8 protein-coding genes, 1 tRNA gene and 10 pseudogenes are annotated in these 23,305 nt (G+C 54.0%); 5 read left to right on the top strand and 14 right to left on the bottom strand.

Annotated elements, in window-relative coordinates; genetic code table 11:
* Window positions 1–30: 30 nt before the first annotated feature.
* From narJ to SOPEG_RS02305, 6 genes and pseudogenes are all read right to left on the bottom strand, one after another.
* Window positions 31–402: pseudogene (gene narJ / locus SOPEG_RS02335) on the bottom strand (nitrate reductase molybdenum cofactor assembly chaperone); the annotation flags it as partial.
* Window positions 399–1,945, bottom strand: a pseudogene (gene narH / locus SOPEG_RS02330) (nitrate reductase subunit beta). The pseudogenes narH and narJ, both read right to left, overlap by 4 nt.
* A pseudogene (locus tag SOPEG_RS25870) lies at window positions 1,942–5,189 on the bottom strand (nitrate reductase subunit alpha). Before SOPEG_RS25870 ends, narH begins: the two co-directional pseudogenes overlap by 4 nt.
* Window positions 5,190–5,986: 797 nt before the next feature.
* A complete protein-coding gene (locus tag SOPEG_RS02315) occupies window positions 5,987–6,910 on the bottom strand; it encodes an IS5 family transposase (protein WP_025244168.1) in 924 nt (307 codons plus the stop codon).
* A gap of 824 nt (window positions 6,911–7,734) precedes the next feature.
* Window positions 7,735–8,040: a helix-turn-helix transcriptional regulator gene (locus SOPEG_RS02310; RefSeq protein ID WP_025244167.1), complete on the bottom strand. Its 306-nt coding sequence runs from the start codon at window positions 8,038–8,040 to the stop codon at window positions 7,735–7,737.
* 105 nt (window positions 8,041–8,145) lie between these two features.
* A complete protein-coding gene (locus tag SOPEG_RS02305) occupies window positions 8,146–9,069 on the bottom strand; it encodes an IS5-like element ISSoEn1 family transposase (protein WP_025244166.1) in 924 nt (307 codons plus the stop codon).
* A gap of 360 nt (window positions 9,070–9,429) precedes the next feature.
* Here SOPEG_RS02305 and SOPEG_RS30720 point away from each other — a divergent pair.
* Window positions 9,430–10,501, top strand: a pseudogene (locus SOPEG_RS30720) (ISL3 family transposase).
* Window positions 10,474–10,653: pseudogene (locus SOPEG_RS30510) on the top strand (transposase); the annotation flags it as partial. The pseudogenes SOPEG_RS30720 and SOPEG_RS30510, both read left to right, overlap by 28 nt.
* Window positions 10,654–11,312: 659 nt before the next feature.
* Here SOPEG_RS30510 and SOPEG_RS02290 read toward each other — a convergent pair.
* From SOPEG_RS02290 to SOPEG_RS02255, 8 genes and pseudogenes are all read right to left on the bottom strand, one after another.
* A pseudogene (locus SOPEG_RS02290) lies at window positions 11,313–12,222 on the bottom strand (peptide ABC transporter ATP-binding protein).
* Window positions 12,219–13,199, bottom strand: a complete 981-nt coding sequence (gene dppD / locus SOPEG_RS02285; protein ID WP_025244164.1) for a dipeptide ABC transporter ATP-binding protein — start codon at window positions 13,197–13,199, stop codon at window positions 12,219–12,221. Before dppD ends, SOPEG_RS02290 begins: the two are co-directional and overlap by 4 nt.
* Window positions 13,200–13,209: 10 nt before the next feature.
* Window positions 13,210–13,689 (bottom strand): ABC transporter permease subunit, encoded by a 480-nt coding sequence (locus SOPEG_RS28475; protein ID WP_162149695.1) that lies wholly within the window; start codon window positions 13,687–13,689, stop codon window positions 13,210–13,212.
* Between the two features lie 112 nt (window positions 13,690–13,801).
* Window positions 13,802–14,791, bottom strand: a pseudogene (dppB, locus tag SOPEG_RS25860) (dipeptide ABC transporter permease DppB); the annotation flags it as partial.
* A 200-nt stretch (window positions 14,792–14,991) separates the two neighbouring features.
* Window positions 14,992–16,598, bottom strand: a pseudogene (gene dppA, locus SOPEG_RS02270) (dipeptide ABC transporter periplasmic-binding protein DppA).
* Between the two features lie 585 nt (window positions 16,599–17,183).
* Entirely contained in the window at window positions 17,184–17,861 is a 678-nt protein-coding gene (locus SOPEG_RS02265; protein WP_051419987.1) for an RNA polymerase sigma factor FliA, read from the bottom strand.
* A 202-nt stretch (window positions 17,862–18,063) separates the two neighbouring features.
* A pseudogene (locus SOPEG_RS02260) lies at window positions 18,064–18,339 on the bottom strand (flagellin); the annotation flags it as partial.
* 94 nt (window positions 18,340–18,433) lie between these two features.
* Window positions 18,434–19,357, bottom strand: a complete 924-nt coding sequence (locus SOPEG_RS02255) for an IS5 family transposase (RefSeq protein WP_025244161.1) — start codon at window positions 19,355–19,357, stop codon at window positions 18,434–18,436.
* Between the two features lie 207 nt (window positions 19,358–19,564).
* Here SOPEG_RS02255 and eptB point away from each other — a divergent pair.
* From eptB to SOPEG_RS02240, 3 genes and pseudogenes are all read left to right on the top strand, one after another.
* Window positions 19,565–21,268 (top strand): annotated as a pseudogene (eptB, locus tag SOPEG_RS02250) (kdo(2)-lipid A phosphoethanolamine 7''-transferase).
* 81 nt (window positions 21,269–21,349) lie between these two features.
* Window positions 21,350–21,426: transfer RNA gene (locus tag SOPEG_RS02245), tRNA-Pro, on the top strand.
* Window positions 21,427–21,889: 463 nt separating this feature from the next.
* A complete protein-coding gene (locus SOPEG_RS02240; RefSeq protein ID WP_025244160.1) occupies window positions 21,890–22,813 on the top strand; it encodes an IS5 family transposase in 924 nt (307 codons plus the stop codon).
* Window positions 22,814–23,305: the final 492 nt, after the last annotated feature.

Here is a 23,305-nt window from a genome sequence, read left to right as displayed (position 1 = left end):
CTGCACATCATCACGACAGCGCCGCTGATGTTGCCGCGCCTCGCCCGCGGGACGAAGACTTAAATACTCCAAATACAGCGGCAGATAATCGGGTAATTCGCGGCGCTTGAGCACCAACCCCGCTTTCTCATACTGCGCCAGCAGATCGACCATTGCCTGGCCGCGGTCGCGTGATTGTGCGTGCACATGCTCGAACAGGAGCAGCGACGTTGCACGGCCCCGCTCGAACAGCGCACACCAGTCAGCCTGCTTATCCAGCGGTCGGGCGGTAAGATAACGATGAAGAAACGGCAATAGGGACGGCTGTTGTTGCACCGCAAGCGCCAGGAGTTCTTCCTGATGCGCCCATAGACTTTCATCAGGATAATCAAGAAATAAGCCGATGAGTTTTAAGATTTTCATCCGTCACCTCCGGTTTTATCGCTTACATCGATGGCACCAATCCGCCGGCTGTTGAACAGGTTGAATCGACTATCGCTGCCGTGACAGCCGTCGCCAAAACTGAAGCCGCAGCCGTTGCGTTGCCAGAAGGCGTCGCGCGCAAGCTCACGATGGCTGCTGGGGATGACAAAACGATCTTCGTAATTCGCAATGGCCAAATAGCGGTACATCTCCTCCGCCTGCGTTGCACTCAGACCCACCTCTTGCAGCGCGCGTGTATCCGTCACGCCGTCCACGGTTTGTGAGCGTTTGTAATGACGCATCGCCATCAGGCGCTTTAGAGCACGCAACACGGGGGCGGTATCCCCTGCGGTCAGCATATTGGCGAGGTACTGCACGGGAATGCGCAAACTTTCGACGTCGGGTAGGACGCCGTTTGCGTGTTGCAGCCCGCCGCTATCGGCCACCGATTGGATGGGCGATAATGGCGGTACGTACCACACCATGGGCAACGTGTGATATTCCGGGTGCAGCGGCAGCGGCAGCGCCAACTGCCAGTCCACGGCCAGTTTCCAGACGGGCGACGCCTGCGCCGCGTCAATCACATTTTGCATGATGCCCTGCTTGCGCGCTTGTGCAACCACGGCGTGATCGCCGGGATCTAAAAATATCTCGCGCTGGCGCTCATACAGTCGGTGCTCTGCTTCGGTGCCGGCGGCGTCGGCAATGCTATCCGCGTCATACAGCAACACGCCGAGATAGCGAATACGGCCAACGCAGGTTTCCGCGCAGAGGGTTGGCATGCCGGACTCGATGCGGGGATAACAGAAAAGGCATTTTTCAGACTTGCCGCTTTTCCAGTTGAAGTAGATTTTCTTGTACGGACAACCGCTGATGCACATATGCCAGCCACGGCATTTATCCTGGTCGATGAGCACGATACCGTCTTCTTCGCGCTTGTAAATGGCGCCGCTCGGGCAGGTGGCGACACAGCTGGGGTTAAGACAGTGTTCACACAGGCGCGGCAGATACAGCATGAACGTATTCTCGAACTGGCCGTAGATTTCTTTTTGCATCTGGGCAAAGTTACTGTCCGCCGCACGTTGGCTAAACTCGCCACCCAGCAGCTCTTCCCAGTTGGGGCCGCCGACAATGTTGTCCATGCGCTCACCGCTAATCAACGACCGCGGGCGTGCCGTCGGCTGAGCATGGCCGGCTTTAGCGTTGTGCAGCGTTTGGTAGTCATAGGTAAACGGCTCATAATAATCATCTATGCCCGGTACTACTACCGGGTTGGCGAAGATGTTAGACAGCACCGATGCGCGATGCCCCAGGCGCGGTATGAGTCGACCGTTAATTTTGCGCAGCCAGCCCCCCGCCATTTTTCCTGATCTTCCCACGCGTTCGGATAACCGATGCCGGGTTTTGTTTCGACGTTGTTAAACCAGGCGTACTCCACTCCCTCACGGCTAGTCCAGACGTTTTTGCAGGTGACCGAGCAGGTGTGGCAGCCGATACATTTATCGAGATTAAGCACCATGCCAATTTGCGCGCGAATTTTCATCTCGTCGCCTCCTGGACCCCATCGCGGCCCTCATCGCCCAACCAGTTCACCCGCTTCATTTTGCGTATCATGATGAATTCATCGAGATTGGACCCGACGGTACCGTAATAATTGAAACCGTATGCCAGTTGCGCATAGCCGCCTATCATGTGGGTCGGTTTCGGGCAGACGCGCGTCACCGAATTATGGATCCCGCCGCGCATGCCGGTGACTTCCGAACCGGGGAGGTTTATTAAACGCTCCTGCGCGTGGTACATCATCGTCATTCCCGCCGGTATGCGCTGACTGACCACCGCACGCGCCGTCAGCGCGCCGTTAGCGTTGAAGGCTTCAATCCAGTCGTTGTCGGCTATGCTAAGTTCACGGGCATCGGTCTCGCTCATCCAGACGATGGGCCCACCGCGCAACAACGTCAGCATCAGCAGGTTGTCGCTGTAGGTGGAGTGGATGCCCCATTTCTGGTGCGGCGTCAGGAAGTTCAGCGCCTTCTCCGGGAATCCGTTGGAGGGAATATGCTGTAGACCAGCCAAGCTGCGCGTATCCACCGGCGGACGATAAGCCACGACTTTCACCAAAGGCGCGCATCCACGGATGGTCCTGATACAACTGCTGACGACCGCTTAGCGTGCGCCAGTGCGCCAGTGCGCCAGGTGTAGCCGGCGTTATAGGCGACGTGCTCAGCTTCCAGCCCCGACCAGGTTAGGCTAGAGATAATTTTGCGCGGCTGCGCCTGAATATCGCGAAAGCAGATTTTTTCCTCTTCTTTTGGCCGCTCCAGGTGCGCGTGATCGCGGCTGGTAAATTCACTCAGCGCCCGCCAGGCTTTTACCGCCGCCCGACCATTGGTTTCCGGCGCCAGCGTGAGAATCATCTCGGCGGCATCAATCGCGCTATTGATCTGCGGTTGTCCCTTGGCCGGCCCCTTTGATTTGACATGATTCAGCTGGCGTAATAGCTCGACTTCTTTATCGATATTCCAGCGTATGCCCTTGCCGCCGTTGCCGAGCTGTTCCAGCAGCGGGCCGACGGCGGTGAAGCGTTCATAGGTCGCCGGATAATCACGCTGCACGATGATGATATGCGGTGCGGTCTGGCCGGGGATCAGATCGCACTCCCCCTTTTTCCAGTCGCGGATGTCACCACCTTGGGCCAGTTCGGCCGGGGTGTCATGCTGAATAGGTTGCAGCACGACATCGGTTTCATAACCGAGATGGCCGACGCACAGCTGCGAAAAGGTTTTGGCGATACCCTTGTAAATCTCCCAATCGCTTTTCGACTCCCACGCCGGATCGACCGCGGCGGAAAGCGGGTGGATAAACGGATGCATGTCGGAGGTGTTCATGTCGTCTTTTTCATACCAGGTGGCAGTAGGAAGGACGATGTCGGAGAACAGGCAGGTACTCGACATGCGGAAGTCGAGCGTGACCAGCAAATCCAATTTCCCTTCAAGCGCCGCCGTGCGCCACTCCACTTCCTTAGGCATAAGCGCCTCATCCGTCAGCGGTTCACCCTGTATGCCGCTTTCGGCACCGAGCAGATAGCGCAGCATGTATTCATGCCCTTTGCCGGAGGAACCCAACAGGTTGGAGTGCCAGATAAACATATTGCGCGGATGATTGTTGCCGCTCTCCGGCTGTTCGCAGGCCATACGCAGTTCGCCCGATTTAAGCGCACACGCGGTCCAATCTTCGGCTGATTGCCCGGCCAGTCGTGCTTTGGCGGCGATGTACAGCGGATTGACATTGTGCTGCGGGGAAGAGGGCAACCAGCCCATGCGCTCGGCGCGCACATTAAAGTCGAGCAAATGACCCGCATAGTCCTCGGCATCCGCCAGCGGCGACAGCAGCGCCTGCGCCTGCAATTTCTCATAACGCCATTGGCTGGCGTGATTGTAGAAAAAGGAGGTGCTATTCATTTGACGCGGCGGGACGATGCCAGTCGAGCGCAAAGGCCAGCGGCAACCATCCCGTTTGCGGCCGAAGTTTCTCCTGACCGACATAGTGCGCCCAGCCGCCGCCGCTCTGGCCGACGCAGCCACAAAAAATCAGCATGTTGATCAGCGCGCGGTAGCTCATATCCATGTGATACCAGTGGTTGATGCCCGCACCGAGGATGATCATCGCCCGGCCATGGGTTTTATGGGCGCTGGCACCAAACTCACGGGCAATTTGCGCGATCTGCTCACGCGGGACGCCGCAAATCTGCTCGGCCCATGCCGGTGAATAGGCGCATATCTCGTGATAGCCGTTCGCGCAGTTGTTGTCATCGAGACCGCGATCGACGCCGTAATTGGCGAGGGTAAGATCATAAACCGTGGTGACCGGCACCCGAGAACCGTCGGCCAGCCGCAGAAATTTTACCGACAGTTTATGCACCAGGATGGCGTCTTGCTTCACATGACGAAAATGCGGGTTCTCCAGCCCGCCAAAATACGCAAAGGCCACATCCAGCACGTCATCGCGCTGCTCAAGCAGGCTGAGCAGCCACTGGGTCGCCTGACCGTTGGCTTTCTGTTCAAGATTCCATTTACCCGTCTCCCCCCAGCGAAAACCGATCGAGCCATTCGGCACCGCTAATTCACCCGCGCTGTCGAAGGCGACGGTTTTCCATTGCGGATTATTCTCCTCGCCGAGGTTATTCACCAAATCGGCCGCGCGCAGCTGGCAGGGATGGGCGAAAACCCCACCACGCGATCCGACCCGACGTTTTTAATCGTCCAAATATTGGCCGCGGCAATCAGCGGATTAAGCTCCTGCCAGCTGGAACGGACAAACCCGCCGCGGCCACGCTGCGCTTTATAGTGTTGACATTTTTGCTCATCGGCCATGATTGACTGCCAGGCCGCCACCGGATCGTGATGCTGGCAGCGCGCCTCCCGCCACAGTTTAAGCAGCGCCTTGCGAATTAACGGATATTTTAAGCAATTGGCACTGTAGAGATACCACGAATAGCTGGCACCGCGCGGGCAGCCGCGCGGCTCGTGATTTGGTATGTCCGGCCGGGTACGCGGATAATCCGTTTGCTGCGTTTCCCACGTCACCAAACCGTTTTTGACGTAGATCTTCCAGCTACAGGAGCCGGTACAGTTAACGCCGTGGGTAGAACGCACAACTTTGTCGTATTGCCAGCGTTGGCAATAACTGTCTTCCCAGTCACGATTGGTGTGGTACATCTGCCCATGACCCGCGGCAAAGGTTTCCCCTTTCTGCTTGAAATAGCGAAAGCGGTCAAGGAGTTTACTCATGGCGCTTCTCCAGTAAGGGCGTAAGCCCCGTCAGATGACTTCATTGCCAAGACGCAGGGTGTTTCGCTAACGGCGCAATGGCCTTGAGAGATCATTAATGTACACCCGATGTCGGCAACGGGTAAATCCTCTCACCCGCCATCGTCGAACCCGCGATGATTCGCGCTGCGCTGTAGGGTGTAGCAAGCAACCCGCTTATGGCATCCGGCGTCGAGCCTTGCCGTTTTCAGCAAAGCCAGGTCCGGCCGCGCAAGAAGGCGCTAGCGCCAAATCCCGCGTGCAATATTGCCGGTACTTTGCGCCCCTCCATTTCAGCCACCGCTAAGGGACAGGCGGTAGCAAGGGTGGCAGCTTAAACAACTCCGCCGCGCGCTGAAATGATAATCACCTTCCCGACACGTGCTCTGAGCACCGGCCAAGTAAATGAATGAGGTGCATAAAATATGTCGAGCCGCAACAAAACAGTGGACGAATTAAGAGGCTGACACAGGGGAAAATAACCGCCTCGCATTTCAACCAACCCACTACGGCCTATACAACAAATGCTATTTGTAACGCCGGCAATAAAACTTTGGCCATATCACAGACACTCGCACGGGCAATAACTTGTCCGTTACGCGCTAAAATAAGGGCCTTTGCAATGGCTATTGGCTTAATAACGACTTTTCAGCAGGCCTTTTCAACTTATTGCGCTGATTTGTTAATGAGACGACAAAACAGCGCAAGCGACATGCATAAGGGCGCTTTGTTGAATAAATCCGAAATTTGTGACGATTTCCTCCCTATCAGGGCGATTGTTACATGATGCGGACGCTGTTTGGCATTCCTAACAGTGTGATCCGGTTAAGTGCTTTAACCATTGCCATTGCCTTACCTACCTGCGCGTCATAGTCATGCAGACTCAGATGACCACCCAGAAGTGTTTTAAACCGGAACATGGCCGTTTCAGCCAGTGAACGCCGGTGATAATCTACTTTCTTTTTCCAGGTATCGTTATTGCCGCTCAGATGCTGATTTGCCACCGCATGGTTACGCTCATGGTATCGAGCTGGCCAATATTGCGCACCACTTCGCGGTGGGATAAGCGGCTTTATTTTTTTCCTCAGTAGTGCATCATGACAGTAACGCGTATCGTAAGCACTGTCAGCCGACGCTTCCCTGATTTTCCGGTGGGTTTGGTTAATCAGCCCGGGCAGCGCCTGCGCATCTGTCGTACCGCTTAGCGATAAATCGGCACAGATAATTTCATGTGTCACGCTATCTACTGCCAGATGAAGCTTGCGCCATACTCTGCGCCTCTCAGCCCCATGCTGCCTGACTTTCCATTCGCCTTCGCCGAAGACTTTCAGGCCGGTGCCATCGATGACCAGGTGTGAGATTTCGCCGCGGATTGGCGTTTTTATGCTGATGTCGACGGTTTTTGCTCGCCGGCTGACCAGAGAGTAATCTGGGCAGCGCAGCGACAGCCCCATCAGTTTAAAAATCGAATCAACGAAACCCTGTAACGCCCGGAGCGAAAGGTTAAACACGCGCTTTATCATCAGAACCGTGGTAATGGCCATATCGGTGTAGTGAAGCGGCCGGCCACGATGTTCAGGTGGTGTACTCTCAGTCCATGCAGCAATGGCTGACTCATCAAGCCATACTGTCAGGTCCCCCCGCTGCCTGAGCGCATTGTTATATGCGGGCCAGTTGGTAATTTTAAACTTTTGCTTTGCCATGGGGACCTGATGTTGAAACGAATGTAGTGATCAGAGCCGCCAGTCACCTAAAAGTTCGATTTATTCAACAAAGCCGCATAAGGGTGAAATAACCGCGCTATAAGCTGATAAACGCCTAAGCCGATTAATCATGGAAATGCTAACATTACAAAAAAGTCTATTGCATGATATATGTCAAATTCCACGACCTTGATTTAAATGGAAGCTAAACGGAAAGGGATCTTTATTTAATAGAGGCTAAGCGGAGAAAATGGAGATGACCAAGACGCGCCCCTGGTACCGGTAACCTTCAGCGCAGGCGCTGATTAAAATCGCGGCGACGAAGATCGTTCCGTTGCGGGTGACGTGCCTTCACCAACCGGCACGTCGCGCGCGTTCATTCGACACAGCGGCAAAACGGTATTCAATCCACGATTGAAATGCCCCTACCCGGTCCCGGCACCGGGAACGTTGCTCACCTCCTCCAACCGCTCTTGCACGAATGGCCGCTCGCACAGCAGGAGGTCGCCCCTTAGAGCGTGCCGTTGAACTTATACGTTTCCGCTGGTAGCGCAAGTGCATTACAGGTCATTGCCGCTAGTATTAAATGGCCCTGCTTTAGTGGGATTCATTTACCAGGCGGCGCAATCCGCCAAAGCCAAAGCGTGGAAGCGTGGAAACGTGGCTTGCGGCGCGACACACCGACTGTCATCGTGGTTTATTAATCAATCGACGCCGCGAATTAAAGCCTATTAGTTAAACACAAAATCATGCAATATGAACGTAATAAAAAAAAAGCGTAGAACAGGCTTGGCGTATAAATCCTGACCAATATCTCAAAAATATTAGGCATTAACAGCCTCTATGACGATAATTTTCGGCTGCAAAAAAGACTCGGGAATATAATAATCAAAGCTTAAATCTTTGCAAAACTCTCTGAATTGCTGAATATTATGAACATTTGCCCTTTGATAAAGCCCGCAAAGCCTATTTTCTACCGTGCGACGTGAAATTCCCAGGCGTAGCGCTATTTCCTTGCTGCTCAACCCTTGATAAGAAAAGAAGATAATTTCGAGCTCTCGCTCCGTAAAAGTGTTATCCGACAAATGCGTAGTTAGCTTAACCGGCGATTTACCGTTGATATAATTCATGGCTGAGAAAAAAAGTAAGGGTCTGGCTTCAGAAATTGTGCCTACAACGCGCTTTGTTGAATAAATCCGAAATGTGTGACGACTTCCTCCCTATCAGGGCGATTGTTACATGATGCGGACGCTGTTTGGCATTCCTAACAGTGTGATCCGGTTAAGTGCTTTAACCATTGCCATTGCCTCACCTACCTGCGCGTCATAGTCATGCAGACTCAGATGACCACCCAGAAGTGTTTTAAACCGGAACATGGCCGTTTCAGCCAGTGAACGCCGGTGATAACCTACTTTCTTTTTCCAGGTATCGTTATTGCCGCTCAGATGCTGATTTGCCACCGCATGGTTACGCTCATGGTATCGAGCTGGCCAATATTGCGCACCACTTCGCGGTGGGATAAGCGGCTTTATTTTTTTCCTCAGCAGAGCATCATGACAGTAACGCGTATCGTAAGCACTGTCAGCCGACGCTTCCCTGATTTTCCGGTGGGTTTGGTTAATCAGCCCGGGCAGCGCCTGCGCATCTGTCGTACCGTTTAGCGATAAATCGGCACAGATAATTTCATGTGTCGCGCTATCTACTGCCAGATGAAGCTTGCGCCATACTCTGCGCCTCTCAGCCCCATGCTGCCTGACTTTCCATTCGCCTTCGCCGAAGACTTTCAGGCCGGTGCCATCGATGACCAGGTGTGAGATTTCGCCGCGGGTTGGCGTTTTTATGCTGATGTCGACGGTTTTTGCTCGCCGGCTGACCAGAGAGTAATCTGGGCAGCGCAGCGACAGCCCCATCAGTTTAAAAATCGAGTCAACGAAACCCTGTAACGCCCGGAGCGAAAGGTTAAACACGCGCTTTATCATCAGAACCGTGGTAATGGCCATATCGGTGTAGTGAAGCGGCCGGCCACGATGTTCAGGTGGTGTACTCTCAGTCCATGCAGCAATGGCTGACTCATCAAGCCATACTGTCAGGTCCCCCCGCTGCCTGAGCGCATTGTTGTATGCGGGCCAGTTGGTGATTTTAAACTTTTGCTTTGCCATGGGGACCTGATGTTGAAACGAATGTAGTGATCAGAGCCGCCAGTCACCTAAAAGTTCGATTTATTCAACAAAGCCAAACGACTCGCTATTTCCTATAAAACGGTTGACGTGCACCTCATGAATATTTACAACAAGGCCGCGTTCACAGTCTCGTTCAGCTTATTGAATATTGCCGGCATACCGGCCTTGATAAATACATACCTTTGGATTTTATCCGCAAAGGGGTGCAATTGATCGACTAGCCATAGCCTTAGAAGTCAATGAGTTTTAGGCCTTGAATGAGTGTCTGCATTAGGGTCTTCCCCTGTTGTGGTGGCTAAGGGCATTATGATGACAGTCTTGATTTTTGAGGAGTCTGCCATGGACGAAAAGTCCCTCTATGCCCATATCCTTAACCTGTCCGCACCGTGGCAGGTACAATCCCTTTCTCTTGATGAAAAATCTGGATCAGTGACGGTAATTGTCGGCATTGCCGAGCACACACAACTGGCCTGCCCAACCTGCGGTAAATCCTGCTCCATACATGATCACCGGCGTCGTAAATGGCATCACCTCGATACCTGTCAGTTCACCACGCTGGTTGAGGCTGATGTCCCTCGCGTTGACTGCCCCGAGCACGGTTGCCAGACACTGCCTGTTCCCTGGGCAGGGTCAGGCAGCCGCTACACCTTGTTGTTCGAAGCCTTTGTTCTTTCATGGCTGAAAGTCAGCACCGTGGATGCTGTCAGAAAGCAGCTCAAACTCAGTTGGAATGCCGTTGACAGCATCATGATGCGCGCAGTCAAACGAGGCTTGGCCCGGATAAAACAACCCTTATCCCGCCCGTCACCTCTGCGTGGATGAAGTCGGGTTCAAAAAAGGACACCAGTACGTCACCGTTATCTCTGACAGGCAGGGACGCACTTTGCAACTGACCGACGACCGCTGTGTAGAAAGCCTTGCCAGTTATCTGCGCAGCCTGAGAGATCACCAGCTTGATGAGATAAAAACGCTGTCTATAGACATGAACATGGCCTATATCAGTGCAGCCCGCATCCATCTCCCCAATGCCGTCGATAAAATCGCTTTCGATCACTTCCATGTGGCAAAAATGTTTTGCGCCGTCGTTGATAAAACCCGTCAGGCTGAGATGAAACAGATCCCATCGTCAGACAGGAAAGACGCCCACCGCTCACGCTATCTATGGTTTTACAGCAAACAAAATCGCCTCGGGTACCGGGCAAAGAGGTTAGAAGTTGCCCGGCTGGTGTTACCCCAAACGAGCCAGTGCTGGGTAATGAAAGAGCTTGCTCGCGATCTGTGGCACCGCCGCTATGACAATCATAGCCGTAAGCTGTGGCAGGAATGGATGGCGATAGCTCTAAAGACACCAGCATACCGCTCATGGCCAGCATTGCCCGCATGGTGGCAAAACGTCTTTACGGCATTCTGAATGCAATGAAAAACCGGGTATCAAATGGGTATGCGGAGTCCCTGAACAGCAAAATACGGCTGCTCAGGATCAAGTCACGGGGCTTCAGGAACAAAGAACGTTTCAAGCTGGGAGTAATGTTCCACTATGGGAAACTAAATATGAATTTTTGAGCAATCATTTAAGGGAGTTATAAAATTTTTTTGCTGGTGATGTTGTATTCGCTCGTCATTCTCCTTTTCTTTTTCCTTTTGCCACATATTGCTGCATCCCGGATCGCTAGGGGTAAGACAATATTAAGTTTTATCAACTTGAGACTCACTTTTCTCCCAAGATAATTTTGGCGTTACCTCTGGTGACAGTGAATAGTCTTTCTTATCAGTGTCATACATCATATTTGGTGAGGCCGATGCTGCAACACCATGAGGCAGTAAGATAAATGGGGCATATGCATATTTTTTTAAGCATGACATGAACGTTATTCTTTTAAACGTAAATACGTTTGACATCCATATAGAAGTCCAAGTTCCAGCCAAAAGAATAAGTAAAGTAAAAATTCAGAACTGTCGATTGAGCCACCACAACAGGGGAAGACCCCTGTATTATCAGGGATAAATGTCACCTTTCGGAACATGCTGTATATTCCTAGTGCAGAGGACAGAGAGCCAACGTCTAGCCAACCAGCGATAAGGGCGCCAATGTAGCCCTGTTCGGTTAGTTGCGGAACGACGGGGTATCTGGGCTATTCTGGCCCTGACGGAGACGGGCGCTTGTTCATCTCACGGGGGGACACAGGCGGTATATCAGGGGACACGGTCCCCTGAGTCGGTGGTTATCGGCCTGTTTGGGCTTCATCCTGATCAACGGCGAAGCACGCCACCAGTTGATCGCCGTAGCCTTTCAGCTGCGGTTGCAGCGCGACGCAGATCGGGATTGAGCCGGGGCGTGGCGGACAGCAGCGCTTGGGTATAGGGATGACGCGGATTGTTGAAAATCGCGTCTTTGCTGCCCTTCTCGACGCAGCGGCCCAAGTACATCACCATCACGTCGTCGGCGATGTGCTCTATCACCGATAAATCGTGTGAGATAAACACGTAGGACAATCCCATCTCCTGCTGCAGATCCATCATCAGATTCAAGACCTGCGCCCGTACCGAGACATCCAGCGCGAACACCGGTTCGTCGGCGATGACCACATCCGGATCCAGCATCAGACCGCGGGCGATAGCGATGCGCTGCCGCTGGCCGCCGGAAAACATATGGGGATAGCGATCATAGTGTTCGGTTTTCAACCCCACTTTCGCCATCATCGCCAGCGCTTTTTCCCGGCGCTCCGCCCGGCTAAGCGAGGTATTGATCTGCAGCGGCTCCTCAAGAATCTGTCCCACTTTTTTACGCGGATTCAGCGATCCATAGGGGTTCTGGAAAACTATCTGGATCTTCTGGCGGCGCAGATGCTCGGCGGTACGGTCAGGCTTGAGCAGATCCTGCCCGAGGTAATACAGCTCGCCGCCGCTCGGCGTTTCGATCATGGTCAACAAACGTCCCAGGGTCGATTTACCGCAACCCGACTCGCCGACCACCGCCAGGGTTTTCCCCCGCTCAAGGGTAAAAGAGACCCCGTCGAGCGCTTTCACCAGTTTCTCTTCGGCGAACAGCCCTTTCTTGACCGGATAATATTTTTTCAGATCCACGGCATGCAGTAGCGAGGTGGACCGGTTATCGATAATGATTTCGCTCATCGGGTGGGCCTCCCGGCATCATCCAGCGGATAGTGACATTTGGACTGACGGTCCGGCAAGGTGCGCAGCGCCGGCTCCGACTGGCGACAATGGTCGGTGGCATAGGGGCAGCGCGGGTTAAGCAGACAGCCCGACGGACGGTCATATTTGCCCGGTACGGTGCCCGGCAGCGACGTCAGACGCGCCTTATCGGCGGCAAACTCCGGCGGGGCGCGCAGCAGCGCCTGGGTGTAGGGATGACGCTGCGCGCGGAAAATTTCCGTCTCCTTGCCGGTTTCCACCACCTGCCCGGCGTACATCACGATAATATGGTGCGCCGCTTCCGCCACCAGCGCCAAATCGTGGGTAATCAGTACCAACGCCATGTTCTCGCGCTGTTGCAGATCAAGCAACAGCTCGATAATCTGCGCCTGGATGGTGACATCCAGCGCGGTAGTCGGTTCATCGGCAATCAGCAGCTTGGGCCGACAAGCGATGGCCATGGCTATCATCACGCGCTGGCTCATACCGCCGGATAGCTGATGCGGATACACGTCCAGCCGGGAGGCCGGATCGGGAATGCCCACCAGCGTCAGCAGATCGATGGCGCGCTGGCGGCGGGTCCGGCGGTTGCCGCCCTGGTGGACTTTGATGGCTTCTATGATCTGGAAGCCCACCGTGTAACAGGAGTTCAAGCTGGTCATCGGATCCTGGAAAATCATGGCCATATCGGCGCCGATCAGTTGGCGGCGCTCGTTGTCGGAAATTTTCTGCAGATCGCGGCCGTTGAATACCAGATTGTCGGCCATAACTTTGCCGGGATAATCAATCAATCCCATCACGGCCAGCGAGCTGACCGATTTACCCGAGCCGGATTCGCCGACGATGCCCAGCACCTGGCCCTGTTCCACCTGGTAGCTGATTCGGTCAACGGCGCGGAACGGGGTACCCTCATCGCCGAAATGGACCGACAGTTTGTCTATGGATAATAACGCCATTGCATCCTCGTTACTGCTTGAGTTTGGGGTCGAGGGCGTCACGCAGGCCGTCCCCCATTAAATTGAACGCCAACACGGTGAGTAGAATGACGAATCCAGGGAACGCCACCACCCACCAGGCACTCTGGGCGAACTGCAATACGTCCGCCAGCATTGTGCCCCACTCAGGCGTAGGCGGCTGCGCCCCCATACCCAGGAAGCCGAGCGCCGCCATATCCAGAATGGCATTGGAGAACCCCAGCGAGGCCTGAACGATAAGCGGCGCCAGACAGTTGGGCAAAATATTGACGAACATCTGCCGCAGCGTACCGGCGCCGGCCACCCGCGAAGCGGTCACGTAATCGCGGTTGACTTCCCCCAGCACCGATGCGCGCGTCAAACGCACATAGTGCGGCAGGGCGACAAAGGTAAGCGCCAGCGAGGCGTTAACGATGGACGGGCCGAAGATCGCCACCAGCACCAGGGCCAGCATGATATCGACCACGCGCATGATGATAGTATCCACCATACCGTCGAGATAGCCGGCCAGCAGGCCGAAGATCACCCCCCAGCAGCAGCGACAGCGCGACCACCAGGCATCCCACCAGCAGCGACAGGCGGGCGCCGTACATCAGGCAGCTAAGAATATCGCGGCCCACATCGTCGGTGCCGAGCAGAAACTGCCAGCTGCCGCCTTCCATCCAGACCGGGGGCCGCAGCAGCGCCTCAATCAGCCAGCGGCCGATGCCCGGCCAGAAAAAGATGGTTTCGGTCAGGATAGCGCCCGCCAGCTGCGTCCCCACCTGCAGGCCGATAACCGTTACGACCGACAGCAGCGCGTTACGCAGCGCATGGACGATGATCACCCGCAGGCGGCTCAGCCCTTTGGCACGCGCGGTGCGGATATAATCCTCGCTCAGCACCTCCAGCATCGCCGAACGGGTCATACGCACGATGACCGCCAGCGGAATGGTACCCAGTACGATGGCCGGCAGGATGATATGCATGACGGCGTCTTTAAAATCCCCCGGCTCGCCCCAAATCAGCGTATCAATCAGCATGAAACCGGTCAGGGGCTGGCTGTCGTCGAGAAACACCGTATCCCCCACCCGGCCGGACACCGGCGTAAGGTTCAAATGCACCGACACCAGCATAATCAACATCATGCCCCACCAAAAAATGGGCATCGAATAGCCGGTCAACGAGATACCCACCGCGGTATGATCGAAAATCGAACCGCGCTTCACCGCCGCCAGCGCCCCCACGGGAATGCCTACCAGTACGGCGAAAATCATGGCGCAAATCCCCAGCTCCAAGGTCGCCTGGAAACGCGGGACAAATTCCTGCCATACCGGCAGCCGGCTTTTAAGCGAGGTGCCCAGATCCCCCTGTAGCACCCCGGCGATATAGTGAAAGTATTGCTGAAATAGCGGCTTATCCAGCCCCATCTGGGCCATCAATTCCGCATGGCGCTCGGGGAAAATACCGCGCTCCCCGGCCATGATCAACACCGGATCCCCTAGGATCAGATGCACGAAGGCGAAGGTCAGCAAGGTAATACCAATAAACGTCGGGATCACCAGACCCAAACGTCGGAGTATGAACTGCAACATATTCCGTAATCTCTGTTTCTGTAAAAAATTGACCCGGACGCAGTGGATATCGTCCGGGTGATTAACGCTCATGTCTTCAGGATTTCCCCCCGTGGCCCCGCTGGCGCGCGGCCGTTCCCCGGTGCGACACCGGGGAATACTCCCGCTTCCGCCGGGCTGGCGGAAGCTCCCTGCAGGGATAAAGGGGGGTTAGTAGATCATCAGTCTAAAGAAACGTTATCGAAATAGTGTTTGCCGAGCGGGTCAACCACGTAGCCCTTCACCTCTTTACGCACCGGCTCATACACTGTCGAGTGGGCGATAATCAGCGCCGGCGCTTCGTCGTGCATCACCACCTGGGCCTGTTTGTACAGGTCGATACGTTTGGCGTGGTCGGACTCGCTACGCGCCGGCTGGATCAGATCCTCGAACGGCTTGGAGCACCATTTAGAGTAGTTGGAACCGTCTTTAGCCGCGCCGCAGCTGAACAGGGTCGCGAAGAAGTTGTCCGGATCCCCATTGTCGCCGGTCCAGCCCATCATCACGGTCTGATGTTCGCCGGCCTTGGCGCGCTTGAGGTATTCGCCCCATTCGTAGGTCACGATATTGGCTTTCACGCCGATTTTCGCCCAGTCAGCTTGAATCAGCTCGGCCATGCGGCGCGCGTTAGGGTTGTAAGGACGCTGCACCGGCATTGCCCACAAGTCGATGGTGAAGCCGTCAGGCAAGCCAGCTTCTTTCAGCAACTCTTTTGCCTTGGCGGGGTCGTAAGGGTAATCCTGTACCGCGTCGTTGTAGCTCCACATTGTCGGCGGGATCAGGTTTTTGGCCGCCTGACCGGCGCCCTGGTAAACGGCGTCGATAATGGCTTTTTTATTCACCGCCAGGGTCAACGCTTGACGGACTTTAAAGTTATCCAGCGGCTTCTTCTCAACGTTATAGGCCAGATAGCCGACGTTCAGCCCCGGCTGCTCCAGCAGATTGATGGTGCTGTCCTGCTTCATGCGCGCGATGTCGGCCGGGTTGGGATAAGGCATGACCTGGCATTCGTTTTTCTGCATTTTGGCATAGCGCACGGATGCGTCGGGGGTAATGGAGAACACCAAACGATCGATTTTCGGCTTGGTGCCCCAGTAGCCCGGGAAGGCTTTATACAGGATGCGGGAATCTTTCTGATACTGCAAAAGCTGGAACGGGCCGGTGCCGATGGGATTCAGGTCCAGCTTCTCCGGCGTGCCGGCTTTCATCATTTTATCGGCATATTCCGCCGACAGGATGAGGCGAAGTCCATGGCCAAATCAGCGACAAACGGCGCTTCTTCGCGGGTCAGGGTAAAGCGGACGGTGTAGTCGTCGACTTTCTCGATGTTGGCGATCAAATCACCCATGCCCATGCCGTCAAAATACTCGTAGCTGCCGCCGGAGATTTTATGATAAGGCGCATTGGCGTCTTTTTGGCGCGTGAAGGAGAAGATGACATCGTCGGCGTTAAAATCACGGCTCGATTTGAAATCTTTGCTGTCCTGCCATTTCACTCCGTGGCGCAAATGGAAAGTATACACCTTACCGCCGTCGCTCACGTCCCATTTTTCCGCCAGGCTGGGCGTGATTTCCGTTGTACCCAGCTTGAATTCCACCAGACGGTTATAAATGGGCACCGAGCTGGCGTCAAAGGTCGTGCCGGAGGTGAACAGCTGCGGGTTAAACCCTTCCGGCGACCCCTCGGAACAGTACACCAACGTTTTCGCTTGCACACTGGCCGCCACGGCTAATGCCGCCAGGCTGATACCGACCTTCAGAATCCCTGATTTCGTCAAGGAAATTGTCATTATTCTGCTCCAATATGTGATGTGATGTTGTGTGTTGCACGGCCAGACGCTGTTTTTTTGGGACTGCGGTCTGTGCAGTATGCCCTGCGGCATCAGTAGGAAATGGGAGGAGACAAAACGGACTGCCGTTGGAAAAGCATTGACCGGCGGGTTGAATGCGTAAAAACATTCAAACAATCCTTTGCCTCCCTGATTTCCGAGGCTCCCAATTTGGTAACAGTTTGCCAAGACGTCAATATAACCCGTGGGGATTTACATGTTTTTTGTGGGCCGGCAAACGAACATAAAAGTGAGGTGCCGAGGCGAAAATTAAGCATGATCGGCAGGCAATAAGGGACTATAGTGCATATTTACACTATGTAACAAGATTTTAATGGTCGGTTATACTGCTAAAAAATTTTCTTTCCGAATGGCGAATATATGAACGGTAATGTGGCGATCTCGCCCATAGTGCAGGGTAAAATGCTGCCAGACCTCGGGGCGGATAACCGTTTAAACGGCCGTTTAGCGCTTTTACCTTACGCTATATGTCCGGTAAAAAATAGCGATGCGCCCCGCCGCGGTCCTTTATCAGATTAACCCTAGTCAGACGCTTTCCTGTAACCGCGCGCGCAGCCGTTTTATCGCCAGACTATGCAACTGGCTCACTCTTGATTCGCCAACCCCAAGGACCTCGCCGATTTCCTTAAGATTCAGCTCTTGCTGGTAATAAAGGTTAAGCAACAGCTGTTCACGTTCAGGCAGCCGGCTTATTTCATCCTTCACCCGCTTGCGCAGCCCGCCGGCCAGTAGCCGCTGGAAAGGATCTTGTTCCGCGCCGGCGGGAAGCGCCGGACCGGTGCCCTGCGCTTCCTGCGCCATTAACTCATCCAGCGAGAACAGCTGGCTACAGTTGGTTTCATGCAGCATGGTCTGGTAGGCCGACAGCGGCACGCCAAGTTCGTCGGCGATTTGCTGTTCGCTGGCGCTGGCGCCCAGCCGCTGCTCCAGCCGCTGGATGGCCGCCGCGATCTCGCGCGCATTGCGCCGCACGCTGCGCGGCACCCAATCCCGCTCCCGCAGTTCGTCCAGCATGCCCCAGCGGATACGCGATCGGGCGTAGGTGGTGAAGCTGGCGCCCTGCGTGGCATCGAAGCTGTCGATAGCCGCCAATAAACCGATCATCCCCGCCTGGATAAGATCCTCAAGTTCTACGCTTGCCGGCAGACGAACCTGTAATCGCAGCGCCTCATGACGGATGATGGGCGCATACTGCTGCCACATGCCGCGATCGTCGGCCAGTCTTCCCTGATGATTGTATATGACTTCCACATTTACCTCGCGCGGGCCGTTCGGTGAAACGTCATTATCAGCCGCGCGCCGGCGGTTAAAGGCGGCAAAATACGGCGAATATGCGGTTATTTGGCGTGAATTAACGCAAAAAACCCCGGCAAGCCGGGGTTGGCACAAACAGAGGGAGCAACGATTAACGCAACAGCGACAGAATACCCTGAGGTACCGCATTGGCCTGCGCCAATACCGCGGTGCCCGCCTGCTGCAGGATATTGGCGCGGTTCATGTTGGAGACTTCGGTGGCGAAGTCCGCATCCTCGATATTAGAACGCGACTGGCTCAGGTTGGCCACGGTGGTGCTCAGGCTGTTGATAACCGAACCCAGACGGTTCTGGGTCGCGCCCAGGGCGCCACGGGCTTCATCGACGATAGCAATGGCTTGGTCGATGGTTTTCAACGGATCGGCCGTGGCAGGTTCGCCCTCAGAGGGAATTTCGGTATTTTTGGCGCTTTGTTGAATAAATCCGAAATTTGTGACGACTTCCTCCCTATCAGGGCGATTGTTACATGATGCGGACGCTGTTTGGCATTCCTAACAGCGTGATCCGGTTAAGCGCTTTGACCATTGCCATAGCCTCACCTACCTGCGCGTCATAGTCATGCAGACTCAGATGACCACCCAGAAGTGTTTTAAACCGGAACATGGCCGTTTCAGCCAGTGAACGCCGGTGATAACCTACTTTCTTTTTCCAGGTATCATTATTGCCGCTCAGATGCTGATTTGCCACCGCATGGTTACGCTCATGGTATCGAGCTGGCCAATATTGCGCACCACTTCGCGGTGGGATAAGCGGCTTTATTTTTTTCCTCAGCAGAGTATCATGACAGTAACGCGTATCGTAAGCACTGCCAGCCGACGCTTCCCTGATTTTCCGGTGGGTTTGGTTAATCAGCCCGGGCAGCGCCTGCGCATCTGTCGTACCGCTTAGCGATAAATCGGCACAGATAATTTCATGTGTCGCGTTATCTACTGCCAGATGAAGCTTGCTCCATACTCTGCGCCTCTCAGCCCCATGCTGCCTGACTTTCCATTCGCCTTCGCCGAAGATTTTCAGGCCGGTGCCATCGATGACCAGGTGTGAGATTTCGCCGCGAGTTGGCGTTTTTATGCTGATGTCGACGGTTTTTGCTCGCCGGTTGACCAGAGAGTAATCTGGGCAGCGCAGCGACAGCCCCATCAGTTTAAAAATCGCGTCAACGAAACCCTGTAACGCCCGGAGCGAAAGGTTAAACACTCGCTTTATCATCAGAACCGTGGTAATGGCCATATCGGTGTAGTGAAGCGGCCGGCCACGATGTTCAAGTGGTGTACTCTCAGTCCATGCAGCAATGGCTGACTCATCAAGCCATACTGTCAGGTCCCCCCGCTGCCTGAGCACATTGTTGTATGCGGGCCAGTTGGTGATTTTAAACTTTTGCTTTGCCATGGGGACCTGATGTTGAAACGAATGTAGTGATCAGAGCCGCCAGTCACCTAAAAGTTCGATTTATTCAACAAAGCCATTTTCCTTGTCAAAAAATTTCAATCGGTCACTATTGCGCTGCTCAATTATCGTCGGATTTAGCCCGTTGCTGCGCCAGCAGCTAAGCCCCGTGGCCGTCACGACCTCATCCTTGCTGGGCTTTTGCCTTAAATGAAAATTGTAAAAACACTGTCATATCAGACGCTTTCCCTGTTGCTTGCCATCTATATCGGCCTGTTCCTCAATCTCTCGGTCTTCATCCGACGATTCGATATGCTGCATCTGTCCTCCACCGTCGGGCATATGGTCATCGCGTTAACCGAAATCACCGCCGCCATTTTATCCACCTTCTTTTTGATGCGGATATTGTCGTTCGGCGGTCGCCTGTTCTATCGCATCGCGGCGTCGCTACTGGTGCTGATATCGGTCGCCGCCAGTTACTACATGACCTATTTCAACGTCGTTATCGGTTACGGCATTATCGCCTCGGTGATGACGACCGATATCGATCTGTCGCGCGAAGTCGTGGGCATCAAATTCCTGGTATGAATGGTAGGGATAAGCGCCTTGCCGCTGTTGCTGATTTGGCAAAATGCCCTCGCCGATACCCTGTTCCAGCAAATGAAAACGCCGGGCAGACGGGTGAAATCTTTACTGGGGCTGCTGGTGGTGCTGGCGCTGGTATGGCTGCCGGTGCGTTATCAGGATAAGGCGTAGAATCTGCGTGAACGTATCACCAATATTGATATGCCCAGCTATGGCGGTTTGGTGGCGCACTCCTACCTGCCGTCGAACTGGTTGGCGGCGCTCGGGCTGTTCGCTTATACGCGGCTCGATGAGAGCCAGGATAACGAAAGCCTGTTCGATCCCGCCAAGCAGTTTACCTATCTGCCGCCGGCGGGCATCGATAATACCTATGTGGTGTTTATTATTGGCGAGACGACCCGTTGGGATCATATGGGTTTGCTGGGCTATGAACGCGATACGACGCCAACACTCTCCCACGAAAAGAATTTGGTGGCGTTTCGCGGGCATTCCTGCGATACCTCCACCAAACTCTCTTTGCGCTGTATGTTCGTGCGCGAGGGGGGAATCCTCGATAATCCGCAGCGTACGCTGAAAGAGCAGAATGTCTTTACCGTGATGCGTAAACTGGGCTTCACCTCCGAGCTGTTTGCCATGCAAAGCGAAGTGTGGTTCTACAATAACACCGACGCCAACAATTATGCCTTTCGCGAAATGATCGCGTCAGAGAAGCGCAATGATGGTAAATCCGTGGACGATATGCTGCTCGTTGACGAGCTGAAGGAATCGCTGGCCCGCCCTCCCCAAGGCAAGCATTTGGTCATTTTGCACACCAAAGGCTCTCACTATTTGTATTCGCAGCGTTACCCGCGCAGTTTTGCCCGCTATCAGCCGGAGTGTATCGGCGTCGATCAGGCCTGCAGCAAGGCGCAGCTGATTAACGCGTTCGATAACAGCGTCCTGTATACCGATAGTTTTATCGATAAGGTCATCGATCAGGTCCGCGATAAAAAAGCGCTAGTGTTCTATGCCGCCGATCACGGTGAGTCCATTGACGAAAACTATCACTTGCACGGTACACCGCGCGACATGGCGCCACCGGAGCAGTTCCGCGTACCGATGATGGTCTGGGCATCCGACGCTTTCCTGGCCAGTCCCGAGAATCATGACGCCTTTGCACGGCTGCAGGCGCAACAGCGCGCCGGCTCGGTGCATCGTCATGAAGAATTGTTTGATAGCCTGTTGGGATGCCTGGGGTACCAGTCCCCTAATGGCGGTATTAAAGCGGAAAATAACTGGTGTCAGAAACCGTCGGCGGCGCAGCCGGCTGCCACGGTTAATCGTGGCTGATGGGTTTGTAAACAGTTGACGGCAATTACTGAAAAAGGGATTGACGCCTGTAGCGAGGCGCAGTAGTATGCGCCCGCATTACGGTGAGTGGCGCAGCCTGGTAGCGCAATACGTTCGGGACGTATGGGTCGGAGGTTCGAATCCTCTCTCACCGACCAAATTTCAACCGTAGTGTGTCGCCATTAATCGCACGTTACCGCTATCGACAGCGGACCTTCTCAGGTCCGCTGTTTTTTTATCCCGGCGTCAGCGCCGCGTGCGATTGGGCGAAACGTCAAGGGCGGCCATCTCCGCCAAAACGACTTAGAAGGGTTTCACCGTCGCGACAATGATTACTCTTGCTTAACCTAAATCGGCATTACCCGCAGGGATAGCGACCTCTCCCTGCGTCGTCGCCGCGGCCATTGCACTATTAGACGGAATGACGCGCCAGCGGCGCTATCCTGTGCGTTACCGGTCTGGATTGCGGTAGTCAAATGGCGATTATTATCCCATCACCGGTGATGCCCTCGTGTTATTACGACAGCCCAATTTCTCCTTCGGGGGGGCTTTGTTGAATAAATCGAACTTTTAGGTGACTGGCGGCTATGATCACTACATTCGTTTCAACATCAGGTCCCCATGGCAAAGCAAAAGTTTAAAATTACCAACTGGCCCGCATATAACAATGCGCTCAGGCAGCGGGGGGACCTGACAGTATGGCTTGATGAGTCAGCCATTGCTGCATGGACTGAGAGTACACCACCTGAACATCGTGGCCGGCCGCTTCACTACACCGATATGGCCATTACCACGGTTCTGATGATAAAGCGCGTGTTTAACCTTTCGCTCCGGGCGTTACAGGGTTTCGTTGACTCGATTTTTAAACTGATGGGGCTGTCGCTGCGCTGCCCAGATTACTCTCTGGTCAGCCGGCGAGCAAAAACCGTCGACATCAGCATAAAAACGCCAACCCGCGGCGAAATCTCACACCTGGTCATCGATGGCACCGGCCTGAAAGTCTTCGGCGAAGGCGAATGGAAAGTCAGGCAGCATAGGGCTGAGAGGCGCAGAGTATGGCGCAAGCTTCATCTGGCAGTAGATAGCGTGACACATGAAATTATCTGTGCCGATTTATCGCTAAGCGGTACGACAGATGCGCAGGCGCTGCCCGGGCTGATTAACCAAACCCACCGGAAAATCAGGGAAGCGTCGGCTGACAGTGCTTACGATACGCGTTACTGCCATGATGCTCTGCTGAGGAAAAAAATAAAGCCGCTTATCCCACCGCGAAGTGGTGCGCAATATTGGCCAGCTCGATACCATGAGCGTAACCATGCGGTGGCAAATCAGCATCTGAGCGGCAATAACGATACCTGGAAAAAGAAAGTAGGTTATCACCGGCGTTCACTGGCTGAAACGGCCATGTTCCGGTTTAAAACACTTCTGGGTGGTCATCTGAGTCTGCATGACTATGACGCGCAGGTAGGTGAGACAATGGCAATGGTTAAAGCACTTAACCGGATCACACTGTTAGGAATGCCAAACAGCGTCCGCATCATGTAACAATCGCCCTGATAGGAAGGAAGTCGTCACAAATTTCGGATTTATTCAACAAAGCGCTTCGGGGGGAAAATTAAGGTAAAAAGGTTAGCGTTGCTAATTATCGGCGCAAATGATAGCAGACGATTTTAACCGGCTGAACCGATATTTAATTGGCACAATAGGCGATGATTAGGGCCGTGTTTTTTAATGTAAGTTACAAGTGTGACTAATGACGGGTTAGCGCGTAAAAATAAGATTTTTTATTTGTATTGCAATATAACTAGTATGTATATTGTGTGGTCAATCGCAAGCGTCACAGACCATGTAACATAAATGTCCGCCGATGCATTAAATCGGCGGATTATGGATTTACTAATGAGGCAGTGATGTAATTTCTTTTTTTGAACAGTGGATAAATAATAAAGTGTTGGGCTATTGTACGCCGAATTAGCGCGTAGGATGACTGTTACTTATCATTAATTGTCTCCTGAGATTGATGGGAAAAATATGTTT

Source organism: Candidatus Sodalis pierantonius str. SOPE (genome assembly GCF_000517405.1).
Lineage (GTDB): Bacteria > Pseudomonadota > Gammaproteobacteria > Enterobacterales > Enterobacteriaceae > Sodalis_C > Sodalis_C pierantonii.
The sequence above is the reverse complement of the archived record's forward strand: the minus strand, read 5'-3'. Positions and strand labels throughout refer to the sequence as shown.